The following is a 25,001-nucleotide window of genomic DNA, read 5'->3' on the forward strand; positions in this document are numbered from 1 at the left end:
ACGCATGGCGGATCTGCTCATCCTGACCTCGCGGGTGGACGCCGATGTTCTTCCGTCGCTGGGGCTGCTGAGCCATCGCGTGCGCCGTGTGCCCGCCCAGCCCGCAGCCCTCGTGGGGGCCCCGAACGCCGACGCGATTCTGGTCGATGCGCGCACCGACCTGGCGGCGGCGAAAACGCTGTGCAAGATCTTGCAGACGACCGGCGCCGGCTGCCCCGTGCTGGTCGTACTCACCGAGGGCGGCCTGACCGCGGTGAACGCCGAGTGGGGCGTCGACGACGTTCTGCTCGAGTCAGCGGGCCCCGCTGAGATCGACGCGCGGCTGCGGCTCGCGATCGGCCGCCAGTCGCAGGGCGATGGCGAGTCGCAGTTGATCAAGGCCTCGGGCGTCGTGATCGACGAGGCGAGCTACTCGGCGAAAGTCAACGGCCGCACGCTCGATCTCACCTTCAAGGAGTTCGAACTGTTGCGCTTCCTCGCCACGCACCCGAGCCGGGTCTTCACCCGCGAACAGCTGTTGAGCGAGGTGTGGGGTTACGACTACTTCGGCGGAACCCGCACGGTGGACGTTCACGTGCGGCGCCTTCGCGCAAAGCTCGGCGACATGGATGCTCTCATCGGCACCGTGCGGAATGTCGGCTACCGCTTCACCCTCCACGAGGACGGCGCTCTGCCGAGCGCTCAAAACGTCGACGCCTAAGATCCTTTTTCCGCCGCCTCGCGGTGACACAATGCCGCCATGAGCGTCATGAGCGCGCGGCGGGTGCAGGGCACCTTCGACGTGCTGACCTTCGGCAACACGATCGCGGCGTCGTTCATCTGGGGCATCAACACCCTCTTCCTGCTCGACGCGGGCCTCAGCAACCTGGAGGCGTTCGCGGCGAACGCGTTCTTCACGCTCGGCATGGTGATCTTCGAGATTCCGACCGGTGTTGTCGCCGACACGTGGGGTCGACGCGCGTCGTACCTGCTCGGCACGATCACCCTCGGCGTGCCGTTCCTCGTGCGGGTGGGTGTCCTCCTCGCCATGGTCGTCGTCGCAGGCTCCCTGATGCGCGACCTCGGGTTCACGCCCGTGCGGGGCGCCGGGCCGGTGACGGCCGTACGCACGGTGATGCGGGCATCCATCGATCACGGTTTTCGGCGCCCCGCGATCCGGTGGGTGATGGTCGCGACGCCGTTCACGGCGGGGGTCGGCATCTACGCCTTCTACGCCCTGCAGCCCTACCTGCTCGAGGTGGCGGGCGACAGCACGGCCTACGCGCTCGCGGGTATCGCCGCCGCGATCTTCGCCGGGTCGTCGATCATCGGGGGCGCGCTCGCGCCGGTGGTGCGACGGGCCGTGCGGCGTCGCACCACCGTGCTGATCGCCTCAGTCGCCGTGTCGTCGGCCGTTCTCGTGGCCTTCTCCTTCGTCAACCAGCTGTGGCTTGCCATCGTGCTGCTCGCCGCCTGGGGGCTCACGACGTCGGTCGCCCAGCCCGCGCAGCGCTCGTACCTGAACGACATGATCCCGTCAGCGCAACGCGCAACCGTGCTGTCGTTCCACTCGCTGCTCGGCGGCGTCATTTCGGCCTGCGCACTGCCCTTCCTCGCCCTCAGCCGAGCACAGCGCGACCCGGCCGACGAGGCCACGACGCTCGTCGCCACCGAGTAGCAACCTTCTCGACACCCACGGGTGCCAGAATGTGCGGATGCACGACGAGGGTGGGGCCACAAGCGACGGAGCGCAGGTCGACGGCGGCGTCGACGGCGACTTCATGGACGACTACGACGAGACGACGAGCGTCGATGACGGAACGCTGCCGATCGAGCGCTACCTCGACCGTGAGTTGAGCTGGCTGCGCTTCAACCAGCGCGTGCTGGAGCTCGCCGAGGACCCCACCACCCCGCTGCTCGAGCGGGTCAATTTCTTGGCCATCTTCGCGACCAACCTCGACGAGTTCTTCATGGTGCGCGTCGCGGGCCTCAAGCGCCGCATCGTCACGGGCCTCGCGGTGCCGACGAACACGGGTCGGGCACCCGGCGACGTGCTCGCCGACATCAACCGTCTCGCCCTCGAGTTGCAGCACCGCCACGTGCGGTGCCTGCACGAGCTCGTGAAGCCCGAGCTCGACGACGAGAACATTCACATTGAGTCGTGGGCCGACCTGAACGACGACGACCGCGAGCGGGTCGACGAGATCTTCTCGACCAAGATCTTTCCGGTGCTCATGCCGCTCGCTGTTGACCCGGCGCACCCCTTCCCCTACATCTCGGGACTGTCGCTCAACCTCAGCGTGCGGGTGCGCAACCCGAAGACCGACAAGACCGAGTTCGCGCGCCTGAAGGTGCCGACCGTGCTGCCCCGCTTCGTGCAGCTGCCCGACGACGGCACGGGTCGCGTGCGCTTCTTGACCATCGAAGACCTCATCTCGAACCATCTCGACGAGCTGTTCCCCGGCATGGAGGTGCTCGAGCACCACGAGTTCCGACTCACCCGCAACGAAGACGTCGAGATCGAAGAAGACGAGGCCGAAAACCTCATCCAGGCGCTCGAGCGCGAGCTGCTGCGTCGCCGCTTCGGCCCGCCCATTCGGCTCGAGATCACCGACGACATGGATGACGTCACCCTCGGACTGCTCGTGCGCGAACTCGGCATCACCGAGAACGAGGTGTACCGCCTGCCCGCCCCGCTCGACCTGGGCGGACTCTTTCAGATCGCGAAGCTCGACCGCCCGCACCTGAAGTACCCCAAGCACGTGCCCGTGACGGCGCTGCAGTTGCAGCCAGCCGAACCGAACGCGAAGCCCGACGTGTTCAGCGCCATCGCCGCCGGCGACATCCTCGTGCACCACCCGTACGAGTCGTTCGCGACGAGCGTGCAAGCCTTTCTCGAGCAAGCCGCCGCCGACCCGAACGTGCTCGCCATCAAGCAGACGCTCTACCGCACGAGCGGAGACAGCCCCATCGTCGAGGCGCTCATCGACGCCGCCGAGGCGGGCAAGGCGGTGCTCGCTCTCGTCGAGATCAAGGCGCGCTTCGACGAGCAGAACAACATCGAGTGGGCGCGCAAGCTCGAAAAGGCCGGCGTGCACGTCGTGTACGGCCTCGTCGGGTTGAAGACCCACTGCAAGCTCGCCCTCGTCGTGCGGCAGGAGAAGAACGGCGAGCTGCGCTACTACTCGCACGTCGGCACGGGCAACTACAACCCCAAGACCAGTCGGCTCTACGAAGACCTGGGACTGTTCACCGCCGACGACCAGGTCGGCAAAGACCTCACGCGCCTGTTCAACGAGCTCTCGGGCTACGCGATCGAGAAGAAGTACAAGCGGATGCTCGTGGCGCCCCGCTACCTCCGGCGCGGCCTCCTGAAATTGATCGCCACGGAGACGAAGAACGCCAAGGCGGGCTTGCCCGCGGGCATTCGCATCAAGGTGAACTCGCTCGTCGACGAGGCCATCATCGACGCGCTGTATCGCGCGAGCCAGGCGGGCGTGCCGGTCGACATTGTCGTGCGCGGCATCTGTGCGCTCGTGCCGGGGCAAGAGGGGCTCAGCGAGAACATTCGCGTGCGCAGCGTGCTCGGCCGCTATCTCGAGCACTCGCGCATCTTCGCCTTCCACCACGGCGGCGACCCGCAGATCTTCATCGGCAGCGCCGACATAATGCACCGCAACCTCGACCGCCGTGTCGAGGCGCTAATCCGCCTGACGGACCCCGCCCACCTCGAGCAGATCGACCAGCTGTTCGCGGCGACCCTGTCGGACCGCACAGCGTCGTGGCACTTGACGCCCGATGGCGAGTGGCAGCGCGTCGCCTCGCGCAGCGACGGTCGTCCGCTCGCCGACCTGCAAGACACGATGATGACCCGCATCAGCAGCCGCCGACGGGCCGTCACGGCCCGGTAGTCGCGAAATGGTGCCCGTTTCTCGGTAGCCTGACGGAATCCGCCGCCCCTCAGACGGGAAGACGACCGCATGACCTCCACCCCTCAGGCCCCCGTGCGGGCGGCCGGCGCCGTGCTGTGGAAGATCGTGGACGGCAAGGTGCGCGTCCTCGTCGTGCACCGCACCCAGCACAAGGACGTCTCGCTGCCGAAGGGCAAGGTTGACCCCGGGGAGACCCTGCCCCATACGGCGGTGCGGGAAATCGCGGAGGAGACCGGATTCGACGTCGTCCTCGGCGCCCCGCTCGGCACCGTTGAGTATCGACTGCCCGGCGGGCGGCCGAAGACCGTCCACTACTGGTCGGCCGAGGTCGACCCGGGCGCCGCTGAACGGCACACCTATGGGGCGAACGGTGAGATCCTCGCCCTCGAGTGGGTGCCGCTCGCGAAGGCCGAGAAGAAGCTCAGCTACGAGCACGACGTGGATGTGCTCGAGCGCTTCGCCGCCCAGGCCGAAGCCGGGCGCGCCCGCACCTTCCCACTCGTCGTGCTGCGGCACGGCAAGGCAATGCCGCCCGAGCAGTGGGACGGCCCCGACGCCACGCGCCCGCTGCTGCACCGCGGCCTCGAACAGTCGGCGTCCGTCGCCGGCGGAATCGCCGCCTACGGTCCCGAAGTGCTCGTGACGTCGGTCGCCGCGCGCTGCGTCGCCACGATCGCGCCGACCGCCGCCGCGACGGGCGCCCCCGTCAAGGAGGTGCGCAGCATCAGCCAGGACGCCTACCGCGCCGACGGCGGGCGCGTACGCGCCCAGGTGGTGAAGCGCCTCCAACGTCGGCTCGGCACGGTGCTGTGCAGCCACGGGCCCGTGATTCCGCAGATCATCGAGGCGGCGGCCGAGTTCGGCGGAGCCCACCTCACGCCCGAGCTGCGGCGCAGCGCGGCCCTCTCGACGGGCGACTTCACGGTGCTGCACTTCTCGCGCGAGACGGAGCGCCCGTGGCTCGTCGCCGTCGAATCGCACCGCCCCGCCGTCGACTGACCGCGATTCGTGGATGCCCTCCGAGCATCCCGTTAACCTTCCGTTTACCTTTGGTTGCGATTGTGCTTGACTGCGGGACGACGCCGACGCAGCGTCTCCCGCTTTTCTGTGCGCTCCCCACGAAAGGACCCGGGTGGATACTCCGCGCCGACTCATCAGCGCGCTGGCCATCACCGCCGTCCTCGCCACCAGCGGGTGCGCGGTCAATGAGCTGAACCGTGGCGACAGCAGCGGGACCCTCGACGGCACCCTCGACGGCGCCGGGTCGTCGGCGCAGGCATCCGCCCAAGCCGTCTGGATCGCCGAAATCCAGAACGCCAACGGCCGCCTCACCGTGAACTACGAGCCCTCCGGGTCGGGCGCCGGGCGCGAAGCGTTCCTCGCCGGCGGCCTCGACTTCGCCGGCAGCGACTCGGCCCTCACCGCGGCCGAGGCAGAGAACGGGCTCGGCGCGTGCGTTCCCGGCACGGGCGCGATCAACCTACCGCTCTACATCTCGCCCCTCGTCATCATCGTGAACATCGAGGGCGTGGATGCACTGAACCTGGATGCCGCGACGGCCGCGTTGATCTTCCGCGGTGAGATTCGGCAGTGGGACGACCCGCGCATCCAAGAGCTGAACCCGAACGCCGCGCTGCCGAGCGCCACCATCACGGCCGTGCACCGGTCGGACGCGTCGGGCACCACCAAGAACTTCACCGACTACCTGGCCCAGGCGGCGCCGGACGAGTGGCAGGCCGATGCGGCTGACTCGTTCCCATACGGCGGCGAGTCGGCGCAGGGCAACTCGGGTGTCGTGAACGCCGTCACGAACGGCCGCAACACGATTGGCTACGTCGATGCGTCCCGCGCGGGTGATCTCACCATCGCCGCCCTCAAGGTGGGTGACGAGTTCGTGGCCTACACGAGGGAGGCCGCGGCACGCGTGGTGGAAGCATCCCCCCTCGAGGAGGGACGTGCCGACGACGACCTCGCCATCGCCATCGACCGCACCACGACCGAGCCCGGGGCCTACCCGCTCGTCCTCGTGAGCTACCTCATCGCCTGCCGCGAATACCCGAACCCGGCGGACGCCGAGCTCGTGCGCGGCTACCTCAGCTGGGTGGCGAGCCCCGAGGCGCAGGAACTCGCCGCTGAGTTCGCCGGCTCCGCGCCACTGTCGGAGGGCTTCACCGACCGCGTGCTCGACGCCATTGAGGGGATCCGATGACCGCACCCACCCCCGAGCAGGCGCCAGCCGCGCCGACCGGTCAGATCGACGCCGTTGAGCGCCGCGGAGACCGGGTGTTCAGCCGCGTCGCGGTCGGAGCCGGCACCGCGATCCTCGTCGCGCTCGCCGCCGTCGCCGTCTTTCTCATCGCCCAGTCGCTGCCCGCGCTCTGGGCCCCGGAAGGCTCATTCCGCGGCACCGACGGAAACTTCTGGGACTACGTCGCCCCCCTCGCGTTCGGAACGGTCTGGGCCGCCGCACTCGCCCTCCTCATGGCCGTGCCGCTCGCCGTCGGAATCGCGCTGTTCATCTCGCACTACGCGCCCCGCCGCCTCGCGCAGCCGCTCGGCTACATCATCGACCTGCTCGCCGCCGTGCCGAGCGTCGTCTACGGCCTGTGGGGCATCACGGTGCTCGCGCCGGCCACCGTGCCGCTGTACGAGTGGCTCGCCGAGAATGCCGGATGGTTCCCACTGTTCGCGGGGCCCGCATCCGGAACCGGGCGCACCGTCTTGACGGTCGCGATCGTGCTGGCCGTCATGGTGCTGCCCATCATCACGGCTCTGTGCCGCGAAGTGTTCGTGCAGACGCCCACCCTCCACCAGGAGGCCGCCTACGCCCTCGGCGCCACGTGGTGGGAGATGGTGCGGATGACCGTCTTCCCATACGCGCGCTCGGGCATCATTTCGGCGTCGATGCTCGGCCTCGGGCGCGCGCTCGGCGAGACCATGGCGGTCGCCATGGTGCTGTCGCCGTCGGCCATCATCAGCTTCGCGGTGATTCAGAGCGAAAACCCCTCGACCATCGCCGCAAACATCGCGCTGAACTTCCCCGAGTCGGCCGGCATTCAGGTGAACGCCCTGATCGCGACCGGCCTCGTGCTGTTCGTCATCACCCTCGTCGTCAACTCGGTGGCCCGCTGGATCGTGAGCCGCCACGAGCGATCGCTGGAGTCGCGATGACCCAGACCGCCCCCCGCCCCACGGTGCCCAGCCGCTCGGCCGGCGCCCCCATCGACGCGGCCAACGCCTACGTGTCGGGCCGCCTGCCCCGGTGGGCCGCTCCTGGGCTGACCGCCGCGTGCCTCGGCGGCGCGATCACCGTCATGGCTCTCCTCGCCGCGGCGGGCGCGATCGCCGAGTTCTCACTCGTGCTCGCCATCGCGATCGGAACCATCGCGTCGATCGTGCTCGTCACCGCCATCTCGCTCATGGCCGAAGGTCGCCGCGCCGCCACCAACCGGTTCATGATCGCGCTCGTCATCTCGGCGTTCGTGCTGGCGCTGCTGCCGCTCGTCTCGGTTCTGTCGACGGTGCTCGTCAACGGCTCTGCGCGCTTCGACCTCGAATTCTTCACCTGGTCGATGCGGTCCGTCATCGGCGAGGGTGGAGGCGCGCTGCACGCCATCGTCGGCACCCTGCAGATCACCGCGTGGGCCACCCTCATCTCGGTGCCCATCGGCCTGTTCGCCGCGATCTACCTCGTCGAATACGGCCGCGGGCCCCTCGCCCGAGCGATCACGTTCTTCGTCGACGTCATGACGGGCATCCCGTCGATCGTGGCCGGACTGTTCGCCTACGCGCTGTTCGTGCTCATCTTCGGTGAGGGTGTGCGCATGGGCTTCGCGGGCTCGGTCGCGCTGAGCGTGCTGATGATCCCGGTCGTCGTGCGCTCGAGCGAAGAGATGCTGAAGCTCGTGCCCGACGAGTTGCGCGAGGCGGCGTACGCGCTCGGCGTGCCGAAGTGGCTCACGATCGCCAAGGTCGTCCTGCCGACGGCGGCCGCCGGCATCATCACCGGCATCACGTTGGCCATCGCCCGCGTCATCGGCGAGACGGCGCCGTTGCTCATCGTCGCCGGCTTCACCTCGAGCATGAACTACACCGTGTTCAGCGAGCGCATGCAGTCGCTGCCGGTGTTCGTGTACACGCAGTACGCCAACCCCGGAAGCGACGTCGAGTTCTACCTCGAACGGGCCTGGGCCGGCGCGCTCACCCTCATCATCATCGTCATGGCGCTGAACCTCATCGCCCGCCTGATCACCCGCCTCTTCAGGCCGAAGGCCGGGCGCTGACGCGCGCCGAACATCCCCACAATCTCGCCGATCTGACCGCAAAAGGAACCCCGTGTCGAAGCGCATCGAAGTTCGCGACCTGAATGTCTACTACGGCTCGTTCAAGGCCGTCGAGGACGTCACCCTCACCATCGAGCCCCGCAGCGTCACCGCCTTCATCGGGCCGTCGGGCTGCGGCAAGTCGACCTTCCTGCGCACGCTGAACCGGATGCACGAGGTCATTCCCGGGGCACGCGTCGAGGGTGAGGTGCTTGTCGACGGCAACAACCTGTACGGCAAGGGCGTCGGCCCGGTGCTCGTGCGACGCCAGGTGGGCATGGTGTTCCAGCGGCCGAACCCGTTCCCGACGATGTCGATCGCCGACAACGTGCTCGCGGGCGTCAAGCTCAACAACCGGCGCATCGCGAAGTCAGATGCCGAGGCTCTCGTCGAGACGTCACTGCGCGGCGCGAACCTCTGGAACGAGGTGAAGGACCGCCTCGACCGCCCCGGCTCGTCGCTGTCGGGCGGTCAGCAGCAGCGGCTGTGCATCGCGCGGGCAATCGCGGTCGAACCCGAGGTGATTCTGATGGACGAGCCGTGCTCGGCGCTCGACCCCATCTCGACGCTCGCAATCGAGGACCTCATCGAAGAGCTGAAGACCGAGTACACGATCGTCATCGTCACCCACAACATGCAGCAGGCGTCGCGCGTGAGCGACAAGACGGCGTTCTTCAACATCGCGGGAACGGGTAAGCCCGGCAAGCTCATCGAGTACGACGAGACGGCGACGATCTTCTCGAACCCGTCGGTCAAGGCGACCGAAGACTACGTCTCCGGCAAGTTCGGGTAGTCGGCGGTCGGAACCGCGGCGGGGCGCGGTCGCGGCAGGCTCGGGGGCAGGGTTTCCCTGTCGTTCACTCGCCGTTCATCGGAACTGGTCACTGTGGTCACACGGCGCTCTTAGCGTCGGGGGCTGGATCACCCACCCGGGGGATCCGAACCCCCTGATCACATCCCCGAAGGGACCACAGTGAACATCAAGCGTGCGGGCAGCTTTACCGCCCTTCTCGCCGCCGGAGCTCTCGTGCTCACCGGCTGCGCAACCAACGAAAGTGACGAGCCGACCACTCCGGCCGAGCCGGGCGCCGAGGCCCCCGCGGGCCTCTCGGGCACCCTCGTCGGCGCGGGCGCGTCGTCGATCGGCGCCGCCATGGAGGGCTGGATCGCCGAGTTCCAGACCGCCAACCCCGACGTGACCGTCAACTACGACCCGAGCGGGTCGGGCGCGGGTCGCGAGACCTTTGCCGGCGGCGGCTCGGCCTTCGCGGGCTCGGACCGCGCGTTCCGCACCACCGAGCTCGAGGAGATCACCTTCGAGGCCTGCGCCCCCGACAGCGGCATCGTGCAGCTGCCCGTCTACATCTCGCCGATCGCCGTGATCTTCAACGTTGACGGCATCGAGTCGCTCAACATGGACGCCGACACCATCGCCGGTATCTTCGCGGGCGAGATCACCAACTGGAACGACGAGGCCATCGCGTCGCAGAACGAGGGCGTCGACCTGCCCGACCTGCGCATCACCCCGGTCAACCGCTCCGACTCGTCGGGCACCACTGAGAACTTCGTCGACTACCTCGCCCAGGCAGCGCCGAGCGTCTGGACCTTCGACGTCAGCGGCGACTGGCCGACCGAGCTCGCCGCTGGCGAGGCCGCCCAGGGCACCTCGGGCGTTGTCGACGCCGTCACCAACGGTACGGGCACCATCGGTTACGCCGACGCCTCGCGCGCCGGAGGCCTCGGCCAGGTGTCGGTGCTCGTCGGTGACACCTACGTTCCGTTCTCGCCCGAGGCCGCCGCGGCCGTCGTCGACGACTCGGAGCTGCAGGAGGGTCGCGCCGACTTCGACCTCACCTTCGACCTGAACCGCAACACGGCTGACTCGGGCGCCTACCCGATCGTGCTCGTTGCCTACCTGATCACCTGCGAGACCTTCGCGGACTCGGCGCAGGCCGAGCTGACGCAGGCCTTCCTGCGCTACGTCGCCAGCGACGCCGGTCAGGCGAACGCGGCTGAGAACGCGGGCTCGGCCCCGATCTCGGCCACGCTCTCGGGCCAGGTCAACGCGGCGATCGACGTCATCTCCTAGTCGATAGCCCTGAGCCGGGGTGGGCACTGCCTCACGGCAGCGTCCACCCCGGCACCACATCTCCACGGAACCACCGTCGTAACGACACACTGCACTACCCGCCCTGCATCACCCACCCGGAAGCGAGCGCATGACAGCCACGGCTACGCCCCCCACCGCCGCTGAGAGCCCCCGCGCGTATCAACGCCTGGGCGACCGCGTCTTCTCGAAGTCGGCACTCATCGCCGGCTCGCTGATTCTCGTCATCCTCGCTGCCGTCGCCATCTTCCTTGTCGCCCAGAGCCTTCCCGCTCTCGTTGCCGACCCGAATGACTTCATCGGCCGACCCGACAGCTTCTGGGCCTACGTGTGGCCGCTTGTCTTCGGAACCCTCTGGTCGGCGTCGCTTGCCCTGCTCATGGCTTTGCCGCTCGCGATCGGCATCGCGCTCTTCATCTCGCACTACGCCCCCCGCCGACTCGCGCAAGCGCTCGGCTACATCATCGACCTTCTCGCCGCTGTGCCGAGCGTCGTCTACGGCCTGTGGGGCATCGGCGTTCTTGCCCCGGCCGTGCAGCCCCTGTACACGTGGTTGACGGAGAACCTCGGCTGGATTCCGCTCTTTGCCCCGCCCGCGTCGGGCACGGGTCGGACGATTCTCACCGCCGCGATCGTGCTCGGTGTCATGATCCTGCCGGTCATGACGGCCATCTGTCGCGAGGTCTTCCTGCAAACCCCCGTTCTGCACGAGGAGGCCGCGCTGGCGCTCGGCGCAACGCGCTGGGAAATGATTCGCATGGCGGTGTTGCCCTTCGGCCGCCCCGGCATCGTCTCCGGAGCGATGCTCGGCCTCGGACGTGCGCTCGGCGAAACGATGGCCGTGGCCATGGTTCTGTCACCGGCCGCGGTCGTGTCGTTCGCGGTTCTGCAGTCGCGTAACCCCTCGACGATCGCCGCGAACATCGCGCTCAGCTTCCCCGAGTCGTACGGGGTCAACGTAAACCTCCTGATCGCGACGGGCCTCGTCCTCTTCGTGATCACCCTCATCGTGAACTCGATTGCCCGCTGGGTGGTCAACCGTCGCAAAGACTTCTCGGGAGCGAACTGACATGGCCATCGACAGCACTCCCGCGCTCCTGCGCACCTCGACGCCGGCGAACATTCACGACCACGGACGCCTCAATCGCCGCACGCCGTGGACGATCCTCGGGCTGAGCCTCGCGGCTGGGTTCGGCGTTGCGGCGTTCCTCGGCTCCGTCGGCGCGACGGACGGCCTCAGCCTGACCCTCGCTCTTGCCCTCGGCACCGTGCTGTACGTCGTCATGATCACCCTGATCAGCCGACAGATCGAAGGAACGCGGCAGGCCACGGACCGCTTCGTTACGGCGATGGTGACGATCGCATTCACGGTCGCGATCATCCCGCTCATTTCCCTGCTCTTCACCGTCGTCACCCGCGGCGCTGCCCGATTCGACATTCAGTTCTTCTCCGAGTCGATGCGCAACGTTGTCGGCGAAGGCGGCGGCGCCGCTCACGCCATCGTCGGCACGCTGCTCATGACCGGCACTGCGGCGATCATCTCCATCCCGATCGGCCTGATGACCGCGATCTACCTCGTGGAATACGGGCGCGGCCCGCTCGCCCGGGCGATCACGTTCTTCGTCGACGTCATGACGGGCATCCCCTCCATCGTCGCCGGCCTGTTCGCCTTCGCACTGTTCGCCCTCGTCTTCGGACCGGGTGTTCGCATGGGCTTCGCCGGCTCGATCGCGCTCAGCGTGCTGATGATTCCTGTCGTCGTGCGCTCCTGCGAGGAGATGCTGCGCATCGTGCCCAACGAATTGCGCGAGGCGTCGTACGCCCTCGGGGTACCCAAGTGGCTCACGGTGCTGAAGGTCGTCTTGCCGACCTCCATCGCCGGCATCACGACGGGCATCATGATCGCCATTGCCCGAGTCATCGGCGAGACGGCCCCGCTGCTGATTGTTGCGGGCTTCACCGCGAGCATGAACTACGACATGTTCAACGACCGCATGCAGTCGCTGCCCGTGTTCGTCTTCACCTCCTACGCCAACCAGGGTGTCGACAGCCAGGCCTTCCTCGACCGCGCCTGGGCCGGCGCGCTCACCCTGATTCTCATCGTCATGGTGCTCAACCTGACTGCCCGACTCATCGCCCGCCTCTTCGCGCCGAAGCTCGGCCGCTGACCCCCCGAGAAGAAAGTTCACCCGTGTCTAAGCGCATCGAAGTCCGCGACCTCAACGTCTACTACGGCAAGTTCAAGGCCGTAGAGGATGTCAGCCTCACCATTGAGCCCCGCAGCGTGACAGCCTTCATCGGGCCGTCAGGATGCGGAAAGTCGACGTTCATCCGCACGCTGAACCGCATGCACGAGGTGATTCCCGGCGCCTACGTCGAAGGTGAGGTGCTCGTGGACGGCGACAACCTGTACGGCGCGGGCATCGACCCCGTGCTCGTTCGTCGCCAGGTGGGCATGGTGTTCCAGCGCCCCAACCCGTTCCCAACGATGTCGATTGCCGACAACGTGCTCGCCGGCGTCAAGCTCAACAACCGTCGCATCTCGAAGTCGGACGCCGACGACCTCGTCGAAAAGTCCCTCCAGGGCGCGAATCTCTGGAACGAGGTCAAGGATCGCCTCGACCGCCCCGGCTCGTCTCTCTCGGGCGGTCAACAGCAGCGCCTCTGCATCGCCCGGGCGATCGCCGTCGAGCCCGAGGTGATTCTCATGGACGAGCCCTGCTCGGCCCTCGACCCCATCTCGACCCTCGCCATCGAGGACCTCATCGAGGAGCTCAAGCGCGACTACACGATCGTCATCGTCACGCACAACATGCAGCAGGCCTCACGGGTGAGTGACAAGACCGCGTTCTTCACCATCGCCGGCACGGGCATGCCCGGCACGCTCATCGAGTATGACGACACCTCGGTGATCTTCTCGAACCCGTCCGTCAAGGCGACGGAAGACTACGTCTCGGGCAAGTTCGGGTGAGCCCGCAGACTCAGGATGCTCCCCGCGCCGCCCATGGACCGCGCGCGTTTCGTCGCGTGGCCGGCACGACCGCCCTCCGGGAGCTGTGCCGCGACACCGACCGGCAGTTGATCGCCGCCGGAGTCGACTATGTGGAGCATCGCGACGCCGCAGAGTTGCTCGTCGCGCTCGCGAGCGACGCTCCCGACGTGGTGCTGACACCCGCCGAGCCGACCGGAGTGGAGCTCGACGCACTCATCAATACCGTGCACCAGTGGGCGAACGTGCCCGTCGTTGTGGCGATCGACGCGGCAGCGACCGGCAACACTGACGCTGCTCGCGCGCTCGACGCAGGCGCCAACGCTCTCTTGCCAACGCCCTTCACGGCCGAGGAATTGCGTCGCTGCCTCATGGGTCTCGGGCTGCCGAGCTCACCCCACACGCCCGCCGTCATCGTCGGCGACCTGCACATCGACACCGCCGCCCACATGGTCAGCTACGCCGGAGTCGACGTGCGCCTCACCCACCGCGAGTTCTCGATGCTGCACACGATCGCCGCCCGCGCCCCGCGCCTCGTGTCTCCGCAGGACCTCGCGCGCCAGTTCTCCCCCGACGTCGACTCCGAGGCGGGGGCGCGCGCGGTGCGCGTCATGATCGGGTCGATCCGCGCGAAGCTGGGCGCAGCATCCGAGCGGGGGCTGTCGCCCATCGAAACCGTCCGTGGCGTCGGCTACCGGGTGCGGGTCGACTAAGCCTTACGCAGACTCGGTGACGATCGCGACGATCGGGTCGCTCGTCGGCTGCGGGCTACCCGACGCGGGCTCGACCGTCACGCCGACGATCGTTCCGGCGACGAACTCGCCCTCAAGCACCTGCACGGTCTGCCCGTCGGCGTCGACCGTGAACAGGCCGGCCGGCGAGATCTGGTCGCCCGTGATGTACCAGAGCGCGTACGCCTCGTCGTCGGAGAGCGCCTCAAGACCGTCGAACACCATCACCGACAGTCCGAGCGACTCGGAGCTCACGAGACTCGCCGTCGCACCACCGGCGACCTCGCTCGAAGCGACCGTCGCATCGGGAGCGGCGACCACCTGCGCCAGCACCTGCTGGTTGACCGAACTCGGGCGCACCAGATCGGCGGCGAAGACTCCGGCGAAGAACAGGGCGACGGCGGCCGCGGCAGCCGCGACAATCGTCGCCGGGCGGGCGAACCACCGCATACGGGCCTTGTCGGCGGCGAGACCGCTCATCGGGATCGGCGCAGGAATCTCCGTTGCCGGCTCCGCACCGGCCAGAGTGTGAGCGGGCGCCAGCTGGGCCGGGTCGACCGGGGCGGCGTGGGCCGCGAGCTGCGCGCCTGCGTCTTCCCTCGGCAGCTGCGGCGTCGCCGCCAGCTGCGCCATAACCGACAGCTTCAGACCCGGTGACGGGGCGACGGGAGCGGTGGCCGCTCCGAGCATCCCCGTTGCCTCGCGCAGCGACTCGACCTCGCGCTGCAGCTCGGGTGAGAGCGCCAGCACCAACTCGAACTCGGCTGCCTCGTCGGCGTCGAGCGCGCCCAGCGCGTAGGCGGCAGCGGTCTCGAGCTGCTCGTTCGACAACGAACTCATGACGCCACCCCCAATTCTGTGCGCAGGCGTATCAGCCCATCGCGCAATCGTGTCTTGACTGTTCCGAGCGGAATGTTCAGCATCTCGGCCACCTCGCTCTGCGTGTAGCCGCCGTAGTAGGCGAGCTCGACCGCCTGCCGTTGCAGGTCGCTCAACCTCGCCATCGCCTTCTCCACTCGCTTGTGTTCGATGCTGATCTCGACCGTCTCCGACACCGTGTCGACGTCTCGGCCGAGATCGCGGATGCCGATCTTGGTGTCCCGATCGCGGCTCGCCTGGGCGCTGCGCACCCGGTCGATCGCGCGTCGGTGAGCCATCGTGAGCATCCACGTCACCGCTTTCCCCTTATTCGGATCGAAGCGCGAAGCGGTTTGCCACACCTCGAGGAGAACCTCCTGCACGACCTCCTCCGACTGCGCGTGGTCTTTGAGCACGTGCCGCACGAGACCCAGCATGCGCGGGGCGATGAGGTCGTAGAGGTCGCTGAACGCGCGCTGGTCGCCGGAAGCTGTGCGCGTCAGCAGGGCGGTCGCCTCGTCGGCTGCGGGCGGCGTCGCGTCGTCGGTCGCCACCTCTGGTTCTGGATGCACGGCTCCAGCATTCCAGGTCGACGCCGCTTCGGGTGCGTAATCGCTGAGAACGCGGCGGATGCTCGGCCCTGGGGCGGGCTGAACTCGAGCCGGTTCGCGCACTTCGTGCCGGCGTGACGGCGCACAGTGTGCGCAAACCGGCTCGAGTTCACGCGGCGTGCGCCCAGGGCACACGGAAACGCCGGGCGGGAATGCAGTCCCGCCCGGCGGCTCCGGGTTCACCTAGGTGGAGGAACAACCCTGGTGAGGAGTCGGCCCTTACTGCAGGCCGAGGTTCGCCGCGATGCCGCCGGCGAGAGCGTTGGCGGTCATCGGCATGTGGCTGGCGGCCTCCTTGAGGAGGTCGAAGTAGGCCGGGTCGCCCGCGATGTTCGCGTCGATCGCCGCAAGCAGCGTCGTGGCGTGCATCTCAAGCTCAGCCTGAACGGCCTCGGCCGGCAGCTCGGGAACGACCGAGTTGATCAGCTCACCGAACGACACGGCGTAGGCACCCAGGTCCGCGACCGCCTGGTCGGCGAGTTCCTGGTCACCGGTGGCCTGGCCGAGCGTGTAGTTCACGAAGAACGGGATGTGCGAGCGCCACGAGTCGAGGAACGGCTGCTCGGCGTCGGGGTAGGCCGAGCCGACCAGCGCGGCAACCTCGACCGAGTTCTCGTCGAGCGCCGTGACGGCCGCCTGAACGGCCGGGGTCTCGAGGTCGCCGCCGTCGGCAAGCGCCTGGTTGATCGCGGCACCGGCGAGGTACACGTGGTCGGCGAGCAGGGCGGTCAGCGCGGCGCGGAGGTTCGCCCCGTCGCTGTTGACCGTGTCGATCATGGGAGCGTCGGCCTCGGGGGCCGGCTGCTCCATCGTGGGCTCATCGGCCGGAGCCTCCGCCTCGGCGGCGCAGCCGGTCAAAACGAGGGCGGCGGCGAGGCCGAGGCCAGCGAATGCAGTTACCTTGCGCATGGTGCGTATCTCCTTGTGTGTGGTGGAACTGTGTGGTGGAACTGTGTGGTGAGCCGGGAGGTGATCCGTGCATCCCGCTAGCCGGCCGCCTCGACGATGACGGAACCGTTCATCGTGAGGTGGGGCTCGCAGAAGTACGGGTACTCCCCCGGTTCGGTGAATGTGAAGGAGAAGGTGTCCCCCTCTTCCCCCGCCCGCGCGAGCGCGTGACGGAACATGCCATCGGCCTCCTGGCTGCCGCGGAGACCGGTGGTCTCGTTGACGTCCCCCCAGGCGCCGGAGGTGATCGTGTGACCGATCCCTTCGGCGTTGCGCCAGGTCACCGTCGTTCCGACCGGCACCGTGATCGTCTGCGGGGTGAACCGCAGGCCGATCGCGATGACCTCGTCGGGGCCGGGCTCGGCCGGAACAGCCGGCTCGGCGTCGTCGGTGGCGTTCGTCTCGTCGCTCTGCGCGTCGGGGGCGATGGATGCGCTCGGCTCGGCGGTCGGGGATGTCGCGGATGCGCATCCCGTCGCCCCGAGGAGTGCGGCCAGCGTCGCCGCGGCGAGCGCCGCACGCACCGGGAAGGTGCGCCGCGCAGTGCGGGAGCCGAACGTGGTCGATGTCATGCCCAGTGTTCGGGGGAGACGGGCATGTGGTTTGGCGCGGATGGGGCCGTAGAGGTGACTCTCAGGTTCGGGGGTGCGGGTCGGGGTGGGTGGTGGTTTGCGGGGCAGCGGGCGGGGTTTGCGGGGCAGCGTGCGGGGTTTGCGGGGCAGCACGCGGGCACAGCGTGCCGGGGCGGCGGGCGCGGGCACGAAAAAGCCGGCCCGCAGAACGCCTCTCGGCGCGAGGCCGCTCGTAGCGGCGAAATTTGGAGCCCGGGGTTACTGCGGACCGGCTGCTCAAGACTAACGGCGGTACGCGCTGGGTTATTCCGCGGATACTCAGGTGCGGGCCGAGCCCGGGCGTGTCGGGGGTGCGAGAGCGGACGGGCGGGCGAAGGGTCGCGCGCGCAGCGGTCAGACGCGTCTGAAGCGTGCGGGTTTGCGCATTCCGAGCGGGTTCACGACTGCACGAACTGCGCAAACCCGCACGGTGTGCCATCGCTCCGGCGGTTTGGGGCCGCTGTGGCGCGCGGGAGCCTGATCACGTCGGCCCTGAACCACCGATACGGCTCCAGTTCGGGATGCGCGCGCGTCGACACAAGGATTTGCGCCGAAACACGGCTGACCCGAGGGTTGTCTCGGCGCAAACCCGTGTTTCGGCGAAGGCAGTGCGACACACTTCGCGGGCGAGTGGTGGGTCGGCAGGCGGGCGCGGCAGCGCGGCGGCGCGACGCGCGCAGCCCCGGACTAGTCAAGGGCGGAGCGGCGCTCGAGGGCGGCGCAGGCGGTGAAATCGTCCGCGCTCTCGGCGAGGCGGGATGCTCGCCCCGTCATCACGGCGGCGCGTTCGTCGTCGAGACCCGCATCCGCGTCGTCGGCGAGGTCGGCCGCGCCCGCGGCCGACACCCGACAGAACGCCGCAGCGCGGTCGAGCGCAACAGCGAAATCTCCTGAGTAGGCGCCGCGCAACACCTGGTCGGCGAGCCGGAGAATCTCGTCCGGGCCGGTGGGCGCCTCGGCCCCGGCGACGACCACGTGGGCCGACGAGGCGAGCACCTCGGATCCGCGCTGATAAATGAGGGCGGTGCCCCGAGCATCCTGACGAATCATGGCGCGCAGGAGCGACAGGCGCCACAGCGCGCCGGGCAGGGTGCGGGGCCCGGCCTGCGCCCAGAGTTCGGCGAGCGTGTCGAGGCCGTGCTCGTCGGTGTAGGCGACCATGCGCTCGACCACGTCGGCCCCGTCGGCTCCGTCGGCCGCGGCCGTGCGCACGCGGTGCACGAGCGCGCGGGCGCTGTCGTGGGCGATGCGCAGCTGCACGGCGGGGTCGAGTCCGCCCTCGTAGGCCTCGAAGAACTCGGAGGGCACACGTGTGGGTCGGTGGGGACGCTCGGCCATGGCCGCCACGCTACCCCCGAGCGCTGGGCGTCGCGGGCCGGTACGCTGGGGGGCGGGCCTCTAGCTCAGTTGGCAGAGCAGCGGACTTTTAATCCGCGGGTCGTCGGTTCGAGCCCGACGGGGCCCACCACTACCCGACCGTTCGCTTCTACTCGGCGTCGAGGTCGGTCTCGAGCAGCGCGACGAGCTCGTCGAGCGCCTGCTCGGCGCCGTCACCCTCGGCCCGCAGCGTCACGACGGTGCCCTGTGTGGCACCGAGCCCCATGAGCGACAGGATGCTCCCGGCGTTCAGTTCGGGGCCGTCGCCCACCGAGATGGTCACGGCTACGGGCTTTTCCTGCACGGCTTTCACGAAGAGCTTGGCGGGGCGGGCGTGTAGCCCGGAGCTGCTGGCGATGGTGGCCTGGCGTTCTGCCATGGTCGTTCTCCTTCTGTATCGATCGTTCGGGGGATGCGCGGTGCGCGCCCGGCGCGGATCTCACCGGCCGGGCGGCGCCCGCTACGCGGCGACGGTCGCCGGCTGGCTGGTGGCGACGGAATCGTCGACGCGGCGGCCCACCCACTTCTTGAGGGCGATCACGGCGAGCGCCGTCACGATCGTTCCCGCGACCAGTGCGGCGAGGAAGCCCCAGACCGGGCTGATGGCGAAGAGGACGAAGATGCCGCCGTGCGGGGCGAGTGATTCGACCGCGAAGGCCATCGACAGGGCGCCGGTGACGGCGCCGCCGATCATCGAGGCGGGGATGACGCGCAGCGGGTCGGCCGCGGCGAACGGGATGGCGCCCTCACTGATGAACGCGGCTCCGAGCAGCCAGGCGGCCTTGCCGTTCTCGCGCTCGACGGCCGTGAAGGAGCCCTTCGACAGTACGGTCGAGGCGAGCGCCATCGCGAGCGGCGGCACCATGCCCGCCGCCATGACGGCACCCATGATGAGGTACGGGGTCGAGTTGTCGAGCGAGGCCGAGGCAAGGCCCGCGGTGGCGAAGGCGTAGGCAACCTTGTTGACCGGGCCACCGAGGTCGAAGCACATCATGAGGCCGAGAATGACGCCGACGAGCACGATGCCTGAGGTGCCGGCGAGACCGTTGAGCCAGTTTGTGAGGCCCTCCATGAGCGCGGCGATCGGGCGACCGAGAACGAGCACCATGAGACCGGAGGCGACGATCGACGCGATGAGCGGGATGATCACGACCGGCATGAGGCCGCGAAGCCAGCGCGGCGCGGGCAGGCGCGTGAGCCACAGGGCGACGAAACCGGCGAGCAGTCCCCCAATGATGCCGCCGATGAAGCCGGCGTTCATGATGACGGCGACGGCTCCCGCGACGAATCCGGGGGCGATACCGGGCCGGTCGGCGATCGCGAAGGCAATGTACCCGGCGAGGGCCGAGACGAGGAAGCCCATCGAGGTCGCGCCGATCATGAAGGCAACCGACCCGAGGTAGAGACCGAGCGAGCCGAGGAGGAGGTCCTCGCCACCCGCGGGCAGGTTCCACAGCGAGTTGTCGATGATGATCGTCGCCGCGTTCTCGGTGACTTCGTACCCCGCGAGCAGGAAGCCGAGGGCGATGAGGAGGCCACCGCCCGCGACGAACGGAATCATGTAGCTGACGCCCGTCAGCAGGATGCGCTGAATGCGTCGCCCCGCCGACTCCGTGCGCGCTGTGGTTGCGCTGGCGGCCGCCTCGGCCGAACCGCTCACGCGCTCGGCGGCCGGATCACCGGCAGCAGCGATGGCGGCTTCGATGAGCTGACGTGGCTGCTCGATGCCACGCTTGACGCCGGCGCGGATGACGGGCTTGCCGGCGAAGCGCTGCGGCTCGCGCACGTCCACGTCGGTCGCGAAGATGACGGCGTCTGCGGCGCTGATGACGTCCTGCGGCAGTGCTTGGTAGCCGCTCGAGCCCTGCGGCTCGACGACGAGATCGACACCGTTGGCTTTACCGGCGGCGGTGAGCGCGTCGGCGGCCATGAAGGTGTGGGCGATGCCGGTCGCGCACGCGGTCACTGCAACGATGCGGGCGGGCCGGCCGTCGATATCGTGCGCGGACCCAGCCTGAGCGGATGCGGCGGTCGCGCTGTGCGCATCCGGTGCAGCGGACGGGGCTGCGTGCTTTCCCGTGCCGCTCTCGGGCGTCGCGGCGGGCTCGGCCTCGCCGATCGCCTCGAGGACGAGCTGGACGACGTCTGCCTCGGTGGTGGCGGCACGGAGCCCGGAGGTGAATTCCTCCTGCATGAGGTGGCGCGCGAGCTTCGAGAGCACGGCGAGGTGGGCCTCGGGTGCGTCTGCCGGTGCCGCGATGAGGAAGACGAGGTCGGCGGGCCCATCGGGAGCCCCAAAGTCGACGCCGGGAGCGAGTCGGGCGAAGGCGAGAGCGGGCTCCGTGACGGCAGACGACTTGGCGTGTGGGATGGCGATACCGCCGGGCAGGCCGGTCTCGTCCTGTTCCTCACGTGCCCAGGCGTCGGCGAAGAGGGCGTCGGCGTCGGTCGCGCGGCCCTCGGCCACGACGCGCGCGGCGAGGGCGCGGATGACGGCGGCCTTATCGGGCCCGAGGTCAGCGTCGAGGCTGACGAGCTGCGGGGTGATGGTCGGTGACATGGTGACCTCCATTGGTCGGGGTGATCGGGATGGTGGTGGTGGCGGTAGCGCAGCTACTCGGTGAGGGTGACGACCGGAAGGTCGTCGGTGGGCAGATCGTGGGGTGCGGGGAGCTGAGTTCCGGGAAGGGATGCGGCGGCCGCGCCATAGCGGATCGCATGCGTCAGGCGGTCGGCGGGGGGCGCATCCGCCGATTCGGCCAGCAGGTAGCCGGCGAGCGAACTGTCGCCCGCGCCGACGGTGCTGGCGACGCGGATGCGCGGGGCCGGGGCCGCCCACGCGCTGTCGGCGGTCACGAGGAGCGCACCGCGGGAGCCGAGCGTGACAAGGGCCGCCGCGACGCGCGACGGGACGAGGCGGCGGGCTACGCCGAGGACGGCGGAGTGCAGGGCCGTCGTGTCGGCGCTCGCGGCGTCCGTGCCGGCGGCGTCGGTGCTGGCAGTCTCCGTGCCCGCAGTGCCGGCGCCCGCGAGGTCGACACCGGCGAGGTCGACCCCGGCCAGCTCGGCGAGCTCCTCGTCGTTCGGCTTGATGAGGTCGGGGTGGCCGTGCTCGACGACCGCCCGCAGAGCATCGCCCGAGGTGTCGACGGCGATGCGCGGGGCGGCGTCACCGTGCGCGCGGCGCACAGCATCGATCACGCGCACGTAGAAGTCGTCTCCCGCTCCGGGAGGAACCGACCCCGCGAGCACGAGCCAGCGCGCGCCGACCGTCGCGTCGACGACGGCGGCGATGAGCGCCTCGGCCTCGGTCGGGGCGAGCGTCGAGCCGGGCAGGTTGAGCTTCGTGGTTTCGCCGGCCGGGTCGGTGATGGTGAGGTTGGCGCGCGCGGTCCCGCGTACGGAGACCGGCCGGGTCTCGAGCCGGGTCGCCTGCAAGGGCACGCGGTAGGGGTCGGCCTCCGACAGCGGCAGCACTGCGAGGGTCGCGTGACCGGCCGCGGCGACCGCCCGCGAGACGTTGATGCCTTTGCCGCCGGCATCCTCACGGGCCGACTGTGCCGCCTGCACCTCGCCGGGCTGCAGCGGGGCGTCGAGCGCGATCGTGCGATCGAGCGACGGGTTCGCCGTGAGGGTGACGATCATGCCTGCCACACCTCCACCCCGGCGTCGGCGAGCGCTGCGGCGAGTGTGGCGTCGGGGACCCCATCGGTCACGAGCACGTCGATGTCGGCGAGGTCAGCAAAGCCAACAAGCAACTCGCGACCGAGCTTCTCGGCGTCGGCGACGACGACGACTCGGCGAGCAGCATGCACGATCGCGCGCTTGACGGCCGCCTCGTCGGGGTCGGGCGTGCTGAGCCCGAACTCGCTCGAGACGCCGTTCGTGCCCACGAACGCGACGTCCGGCCGCAACCCCTCGATGGCCCGCACGGTCTCCGCCCCCACGGCGGCCGCGGTCAGGCCGCGCACGCGGCCGCCGATGACGGTGAGCGACCCCACCGGACTGGCGACGAGGTCAGCCGCGAGGTCGTGGGCGAGCGTGAGCGCGTGCGTCACGACATCGACCGGCGTCTCGGATGCGCGGCGCACCAACTGCGTCGCCACGGCCGCCGTCGTGGTCCCGGCATCCAGGTAGACCGAGCCCCGGAAATCTTCGCCGAGCACGTCGAGAGCACGACGGGCGATCGCGGACTTTGCGGACGCCTGGTGGTCTTGCCGCTCGGTGAGCGAGGGCTCGAGCGTGCTCGCACGATCCCGCGGAACGGCACCCCCGTGCACGCGCCGCAGGATTCCCGCACCGTCCAGCGCGGCGAGATCCCGTCGGATGGTCTCCGTTGTGACGTCGAAGCGGCGAGCAAGTTCGACGACGGCGACGCGGCCCTCGTCTGTCAGCAGCGTGGTGATGATCTGCTGGCGCTCCGTTGCGTACATGCGGTAACCCTCCGATGGATTTCCCACACGTTACAACACATTCCCACACAAAACAATAGTTTGTGACGAGTGCTAGCCAGGTGAGGTCGGCGCGAGCCGATAGAGCACCTCGGGCCGCCCGCGGCGCCCGTATCGATGCGACACGTCCACCTGTGCGGTCGAGACGAGGAGGTCCAGGTAGCGCCGCGCGGTCGCGCGGGACATGCCGCAGGCTTGCGCGATCTCGACCGCGGTGTGCGGATGCACGGGGTGAAGCGCCGTCTGCACCGCCTCCAGCGTCGTGCGCGATATGCCCTTCGGCAGGTCCGGCGTCGTCGCGCCCGCGGGAGACGATCGAGGGGCCGGCTGCGTCGCGACGCCGACGGTCGACGTGCCGCCGAGGCGGAGCATCCGGTCGATCTCTCCCTGCCCCAAAGGAATCTGCCTCTCCTCCGAGGCTTCAGCCGCGCGTCCGTCGCGGTAGGCGACGAGCCTCTGGGCGAGGGCTTCCGCCGTGAACGGCTTGGCGAGATACCCGATGACGCGGGCGGACAGAGCCTGGCGCACCGTGAGCCGATCACGGGCGGAGCTGATGACGAGCACGTCGACCTCTGCCCCGGCGCCCGAGCGCAGGCGGTGTAGCACCTCGATGCCGCTGAAGTCGGGCAGGTTCATGTCGAGCAGCACGAGGTCGACATCGCCGCGCGCGGCGAACTCCGCGGCGGCCTCGCCGTGCCCAACCGCCCCCACGAGGTGAAAGCCGTCGATATCTGCGATGTAGCCAGCGTGAAGGCGGCGCACATCCGCGTCGTCGTCGACGATGAGGGTCTTGATCGGGCCGCTCGCGCTCATCGCGAAGCCCCCGCGCGGCTGAGCAAAGGGGGCAGCTCGACCGTGAACCGCGCGCCGCCCAGCGTCGAGCGCCCGACCTCGACCGTGCCTCCACGACTGCTCACGATGCGGCGCACCAGGTCGAGCCCGACGCCCCGGCCCGCGCCCGTGACATCGGGCTTGGTCGTGACGCCGCGATCGAAGATGCGAGACGCGACCGCAGCATCCACCCCCGGCCCGTCGTCGTCGACGACCAGGTGCACGCCCTCGTGGTCGGCGCGCATGACCATGAGCACGCGGCGAGCGCCCGACTCCCCCGCGTTGCGGCAGAGGTTGGCGATCACCACGAGCTCGTCATCGTCGATCGTCGTCGCGTCGACGGCCGTGAGCGGGTCGACGGTCAACTCTGCCCCCAGCTCGGCAAGCTCTGCCTCGAGCGCGGTCAGCAGGGCGCGCAGGGTCGGGTCAGCGATGTCAGCGCCCGCCCCGCCCTCCCCGACGATCGGCACGATGCGGCCGAGGTACTCAAGCGCTGGCTGCGACTCACCCTGCGCGACGAGCCCGCGCACGACGTGAAGCTGGGTACGGAACTCGTGGGTCTGCTCGCGCAGAGCGCCCGCGATACGCTCCTGCACCGCGAGCTCGGTCACCTGGGTCTCGAGGCGCCGCAGCCGACGGTTGAGCACGCTCGTCAGCAGAGCGCTCGCGATGCAGCCGAGCAGCACCGAGCCGAGCACGAACGGGAGCAGGCCCGCGATGGCCGTCTCGAAGTCGCGAGCGATCTCCCGCTCCAGAATGCCCACCGAGGCGATGCCGACGATCGCGTCGCCGGAGCGGATGGGCACCTTGGCGCGCAGGGTCGGCCCGAGCGTGCCCGTCTCGGTGCCCACGAAGGTCTCGCCCGCCAAGATCGCCGAGGCATCGGTCGAGACGACCTCGCCGCGGGCATCCGGGATCGGATGCGTGATGCGCACTCCGATCTCATCCGTGATCACGACGTAGTCGACGCCCGCGGCCTCCTCAATGAGGTCGGCGAGCGGCTGCAGCTCCGCGGTCGCCGCCTCGCGCGGCAGCAGCAGCGCCGCCGTCACCTGATCGAGCGCGGCCAGGCTCCGGGCGACATCGAGGACGCGCTCCTCCGTCGCCAGGCGGATGCTGCGCTCCTGCAGGGCGATGGCGGTCGCGCTCGTGACGGCCACGACGATCAAGACGACGAGGCACTGCATGAGCAGAATCCCCGCGCGACGCACCCGCCGGCGGGGTGCGGCGATCGTCGGCGCGGGCATGGACACC

Annotated in this window: 24 protein-coding genes and 1 tRNA gene; 14 read left to right on the forward strand and 11 right to left on the reverse strand. The window is 69.3% G+C overall.

What is annotated here, in order from left to right:
- Positions 1-4 precede the first annotated feature (4 nt).
- The 13 genes from CPY97_RS11790 to CPY97_RS11850 all read left to right on the forward strand — a co-directional run bounded on the left by CPY97_RS11790 (position 5) and on the right by CPY97_RS11850 (position 14,042).
- On the forward strand, positions 5-700 hold the full coding sequence (locus CPY97_RS11790) for a response regulator transcription factor (protein ID WP_096422977.1): 696 nt from the start codon (positions 5-7) through the stop codon (positions 698-700).
- A 39-nt stretch (positions 701-739) separates the two neighbouring features.
- Positions 740-1,657: an MFS transporter gene (locus CPY97_RS11795; protein ID WP_231923945.1), complete on the forward strand. Its 918-nt coding sequence runs from the start codon at positions 740-742 to the stop codon at positions 1,655-1,657.
- A 37-nt stretch (positions 1,658-1,694) separates the two neighbouring features.
- Complete coding sequence (locus tag CPY97_RS11800) at positions 1,695-3,890, forward strand: RNA degradosome polyphosphate kinase (protein ID WP_173826889.1); 2,196 nt, start codon at positions 1,695-1,697, stop codon at positions 3,888-3,890.
- A 69-nt stretch (positions 3,891-3,959) separates the two neighbouring features.
- Positions 3,960-4,910: an NUDIX hydrolase gene (locus CPY97_RS11805; RefSeq protein ID WP_096422981.1), complete on the forward strand. Its 951-nt coding sequence runs from the start codon at positions 3,960-3,962 to the stop codon at positions 4,908-4,910.
- A 133-nt stretch (positions 4,911-5,043) separates the two neighbouring features.
- Complete coding sequence (gene pstS, locus CPY97_RS11810; protein WP_096422983.1) at positions 5,044-6,120, forward strand: phosphate ABC transporter substrate-binding protein PstS; 1,077 nt, start codon at positions 5,044-5,046, stop codon at positions 6,118-6,120.
- Complete coding sequence (pstC, locus tag CPY97_RS11815) at positions 6,117-7,082, forward strand: phosphate ABC transporter permease subunit PstC (protein ID WP_096422985.1); 966 nt, start codon at positions 6,117-6,119, stop codon at positions 7,080-7,082. The genes pstS and pstC (CPY97_RS11815) overlap by 4 nt, the downstream gene beginning before the upstream one ends.
- Entirely contained in the window at positions 7,079-8,194 is a 1,116-nt protein-coding gene (pstA, locus tag CPY97_RS11820; protein WP_096422987.1) for a phosphate ABC transporter permease PstA, read from the forward strand. Before pstC (CPY97_RS11815) ends, pstA (CPY97_RS11820) begins: the two co-directional genes overlap by 4 nt.
- Before the next feature lie 52 nt (positions 8,195-8,246).
- A complete protein-coding gene (pstB, locus tag CPY97_RS11825; protein ID WP_096422989.1) occupies positions 8,247-9,026 on the forward strand; it encodes a phosphate ABC transporter ATP-binding protein PstB in 780 nt (259 codons plus the stop codon).
- 180 nt (positions 9,027-9,206) lie between these two features.
- Positions 9,207-10,322, forward strand: a complete 1,116-nt coding sequence (locus tag CPY97_RS11830; RefSeq protein WP_096422991.1) for a phosphate ABC transporter substrate-binding protein PstS — start codon at positions 9,207-9,209, stop codon at positions 10,320-10,322.
- A 130-nt stretch (positions 10,323-10,452) separates the two neighbouring features.
- Positions 10,453-11,409 (forward strand): phosphate ABC transporter permease subunit PstC, encoded by a 957-nt coding sequence (gene pstC / locus CPY97_RS11835; RefSeq protein ID WP_096422993.1) that lies wholly within the window; start codon positions 10,453-10,455, stop codon positions 11,407-11,409.
- A gap of 1 nt (position 11,410) precedes the next feature.
- Entirely contained in the window at positions 11,411-12,508 is a 1,098-nt protein-coding gene (gene pstA / locus CPY97_RS11840) for a phosphate ABC transporter permease PstA (RefSeq protein WP_096422995.1), read from the forward strand.
- Between the two features lie 23 nt (positions 12,509-12,531).
- Positions 12,532-13,311 carry a phosphate ABC transporter ATP-binding protein PstB gene (gene pstB / locus CPY97_RS11845; RefSeq protein ID WP_096422997.1) on the forward strand — a complete coding sequence of 260 codons (780 nt, stop codon included), beginning with the start codon at positions 12,532-12,534 and terminating at the stop codon, positions 13,309-13,311.
- A 56-nt stretch (positions 13,312-13,367) separates the two neighbouring features.
- Complete coding sequence (locus CPY97_RS11850) at positions 13,368-14,042, forward strand: winged helix-turn-helix transcriptional regulator (RefSeq protein WP_096422999.1); 675 nt, start codon at positions 13,368-13,370, stop codon at positions 14,040-14,042.
- A gap of 3 nt (positions 14,043-14,045) precedes the next feature.
- On the opposite strand, the gene CPY97_RS11855 is transcribed toward CPY97_RS11850, so the two are convergent.
- The 5 genes from CPY97_RS11855 to CPY97_RS11875 all read right to left on the reverse strand — a co-directional run bounded on the left by CPY97_RS11855 (position 14,046) and on the right by CPY97_RS11875 (position 18,426).
- A complete protein-coding gene (locus CPY97_RS11855) occupies positions 14,046-14,900 on the reverse strand; it encodes an anti-sigma factor domain-containing protein (RefSeq protein ID WP_096423001.1) in 855 nt (284 codons plus the stop codon).
- Entirely contained in the window at positions 14,897-15,490 is a 594-nt protein-coding gene (gene sigK, locus CPY97_RS11860; RefSeq protein WP_419866108.1) for an ECF RNA polymerase sigma factor SigK, read from the reverse strand. Before sigK ends, CPY97_RS11855 begins: the two co-directional genes overlap by 4 nt.
- A gap of 258 nt (positions 15,491-15,748) precedes the next feature.
- Positions 15,749-16,438: a hypothetical protein gene (locus CPY97_RS11865; RefSeq protein WP_096423005.1), complete on the reverse strand. Its 690-nt coding sequence runs from the start codon at positions 16,436-16,438 to the stop codon at positions 15,749-15,751.
- A 77-nt stretch (positions 16,439-16,515) separates the two neighbouring features.
- Entirely contained in the window at positions 16,516-17,049 is a 534-nt protein-coding gene (locus tag CPY97_RS11870) for a cupredoxin domain-containing protein (RefSeq protein WP_096423007.1), read from the reverse strand.
- Positions 17,050-17,775: 726 nt separating this feature from the next.
- Positions 17,776-18,426 carry a DNA-directed RNA polymerase subunit beta gene (locus CPY97_RS11875; RefSeq protein ID WP_096423009.1) on the reverse strand — a complete coding sequence of 217 codons (651 nt, stop codon included), beginning with the start codon at positions 18,424-18,426 and terminating at the stop codon, positions 17,776-17,778.
- A gap of 54 nt (positions 18,427-18,480) precedes the next feature.
- On the opposite strand from CPY97_RS11875, the gene CPY97_RS11880 reads away from it, so the two are divergent.
- A tRNA-Lys gene (locus CPY97_RS11880) sits at positions 18,481-18,556 on the forward strand.
- Between the two features lie 18 nt (positions 18,557-18,574).
- Here the strand turns inward: CPY97_RS11880 and CPY97_RS11885 are convergent.
- The 6 genes from CPY97_RS11885 to CPY97_RS11910 all read right to left on the reverse strand — a co-directional run bounded on the left by CPY97_RS11885 (position 18,575) and on the right by CPY97_RS11910 (position 24,994).
- Positions 18,575-18,844, reverse strand: a complete 270-nt coding sequence (locus tag CPY97_RS11885) for an HPr family phosphocarrier protein (RefSeq protein WP_096423011.1) — start codon at positions 18,842-18,844, stop codon at positions 18,575-18,577.
- Between the two features lie 81 nt (positions 18,845-18,925).
- Complete coding sequence (locus CPY97_RS11890) at positions 18,926-21,025, reverse strand: PTS fructose transporter subunit IIABC (RefSeq protein ID WP_096423013.1); 2,100 nt, start codon at positions 21,023-21,025, stop codon at positions 18,926-18,928.
- Positions 21,026-21,078: 53 nt separating this feature from the next.
- Positions 21,079-22,110 (reverse strand): 1-phosphofructokinase family hexose kinase, encoded by a 1,032-nt coding sequence (locus tag CPY97_RS11895; protein ID WP_096423015.1) that lies wholly within the window; start codon positions 22,108-22,110, stop codon positions 21,079-21,081.
- Complete coding sequence (locus CPY97_RS11900) at positions 22,107-22,898, reverse strand: DeoR/GlpR family DNA-binding transcription regulator (RefSeq protein ID WP_096423017.1); 792 nt, start codon at positions 22,896-22,898, stop codon at positions 22,107-22,109. The genes CPY97_RS11895 and CPY97_RS11900 overlap by 4 nt, the downstream gene beginning before the upstream one ends.
- A gap of 72 nt (positions 22,899-22,970) precedes the next feature.
- Entirely contained in the window at positions 22,971-23,729 is a 759-nt protein-coding gene (locus CPY97_RS11905) for a response regulator (protein WP_096423018.1), read from the reverse strand.
- Entirely contained in the window at positions 23,726-24,994 is a 1,269-nt protein-coding gene (locus tag CPY97_RS11910) for an ATP-binding protein (protein WP_096423019.1), read from the reverse strand. Before CPY97_RS11910 ends, CPY97_RS11905 begins: the two co-directional genes overlap by 4 nt.
- Between the last annotated feature and the right edge of the window lie 7 nt (positions 24,995-25,001).

Source organism: Microcella alkaliphila, assembly GCF_002355395.1.
Taxonomy (GTDB): Bacteria; Actinomycetota; Actinomycetes; order Actinomycetales; family Microbacteriaceae; genus Microcella; species Microcella alkaliphila_A.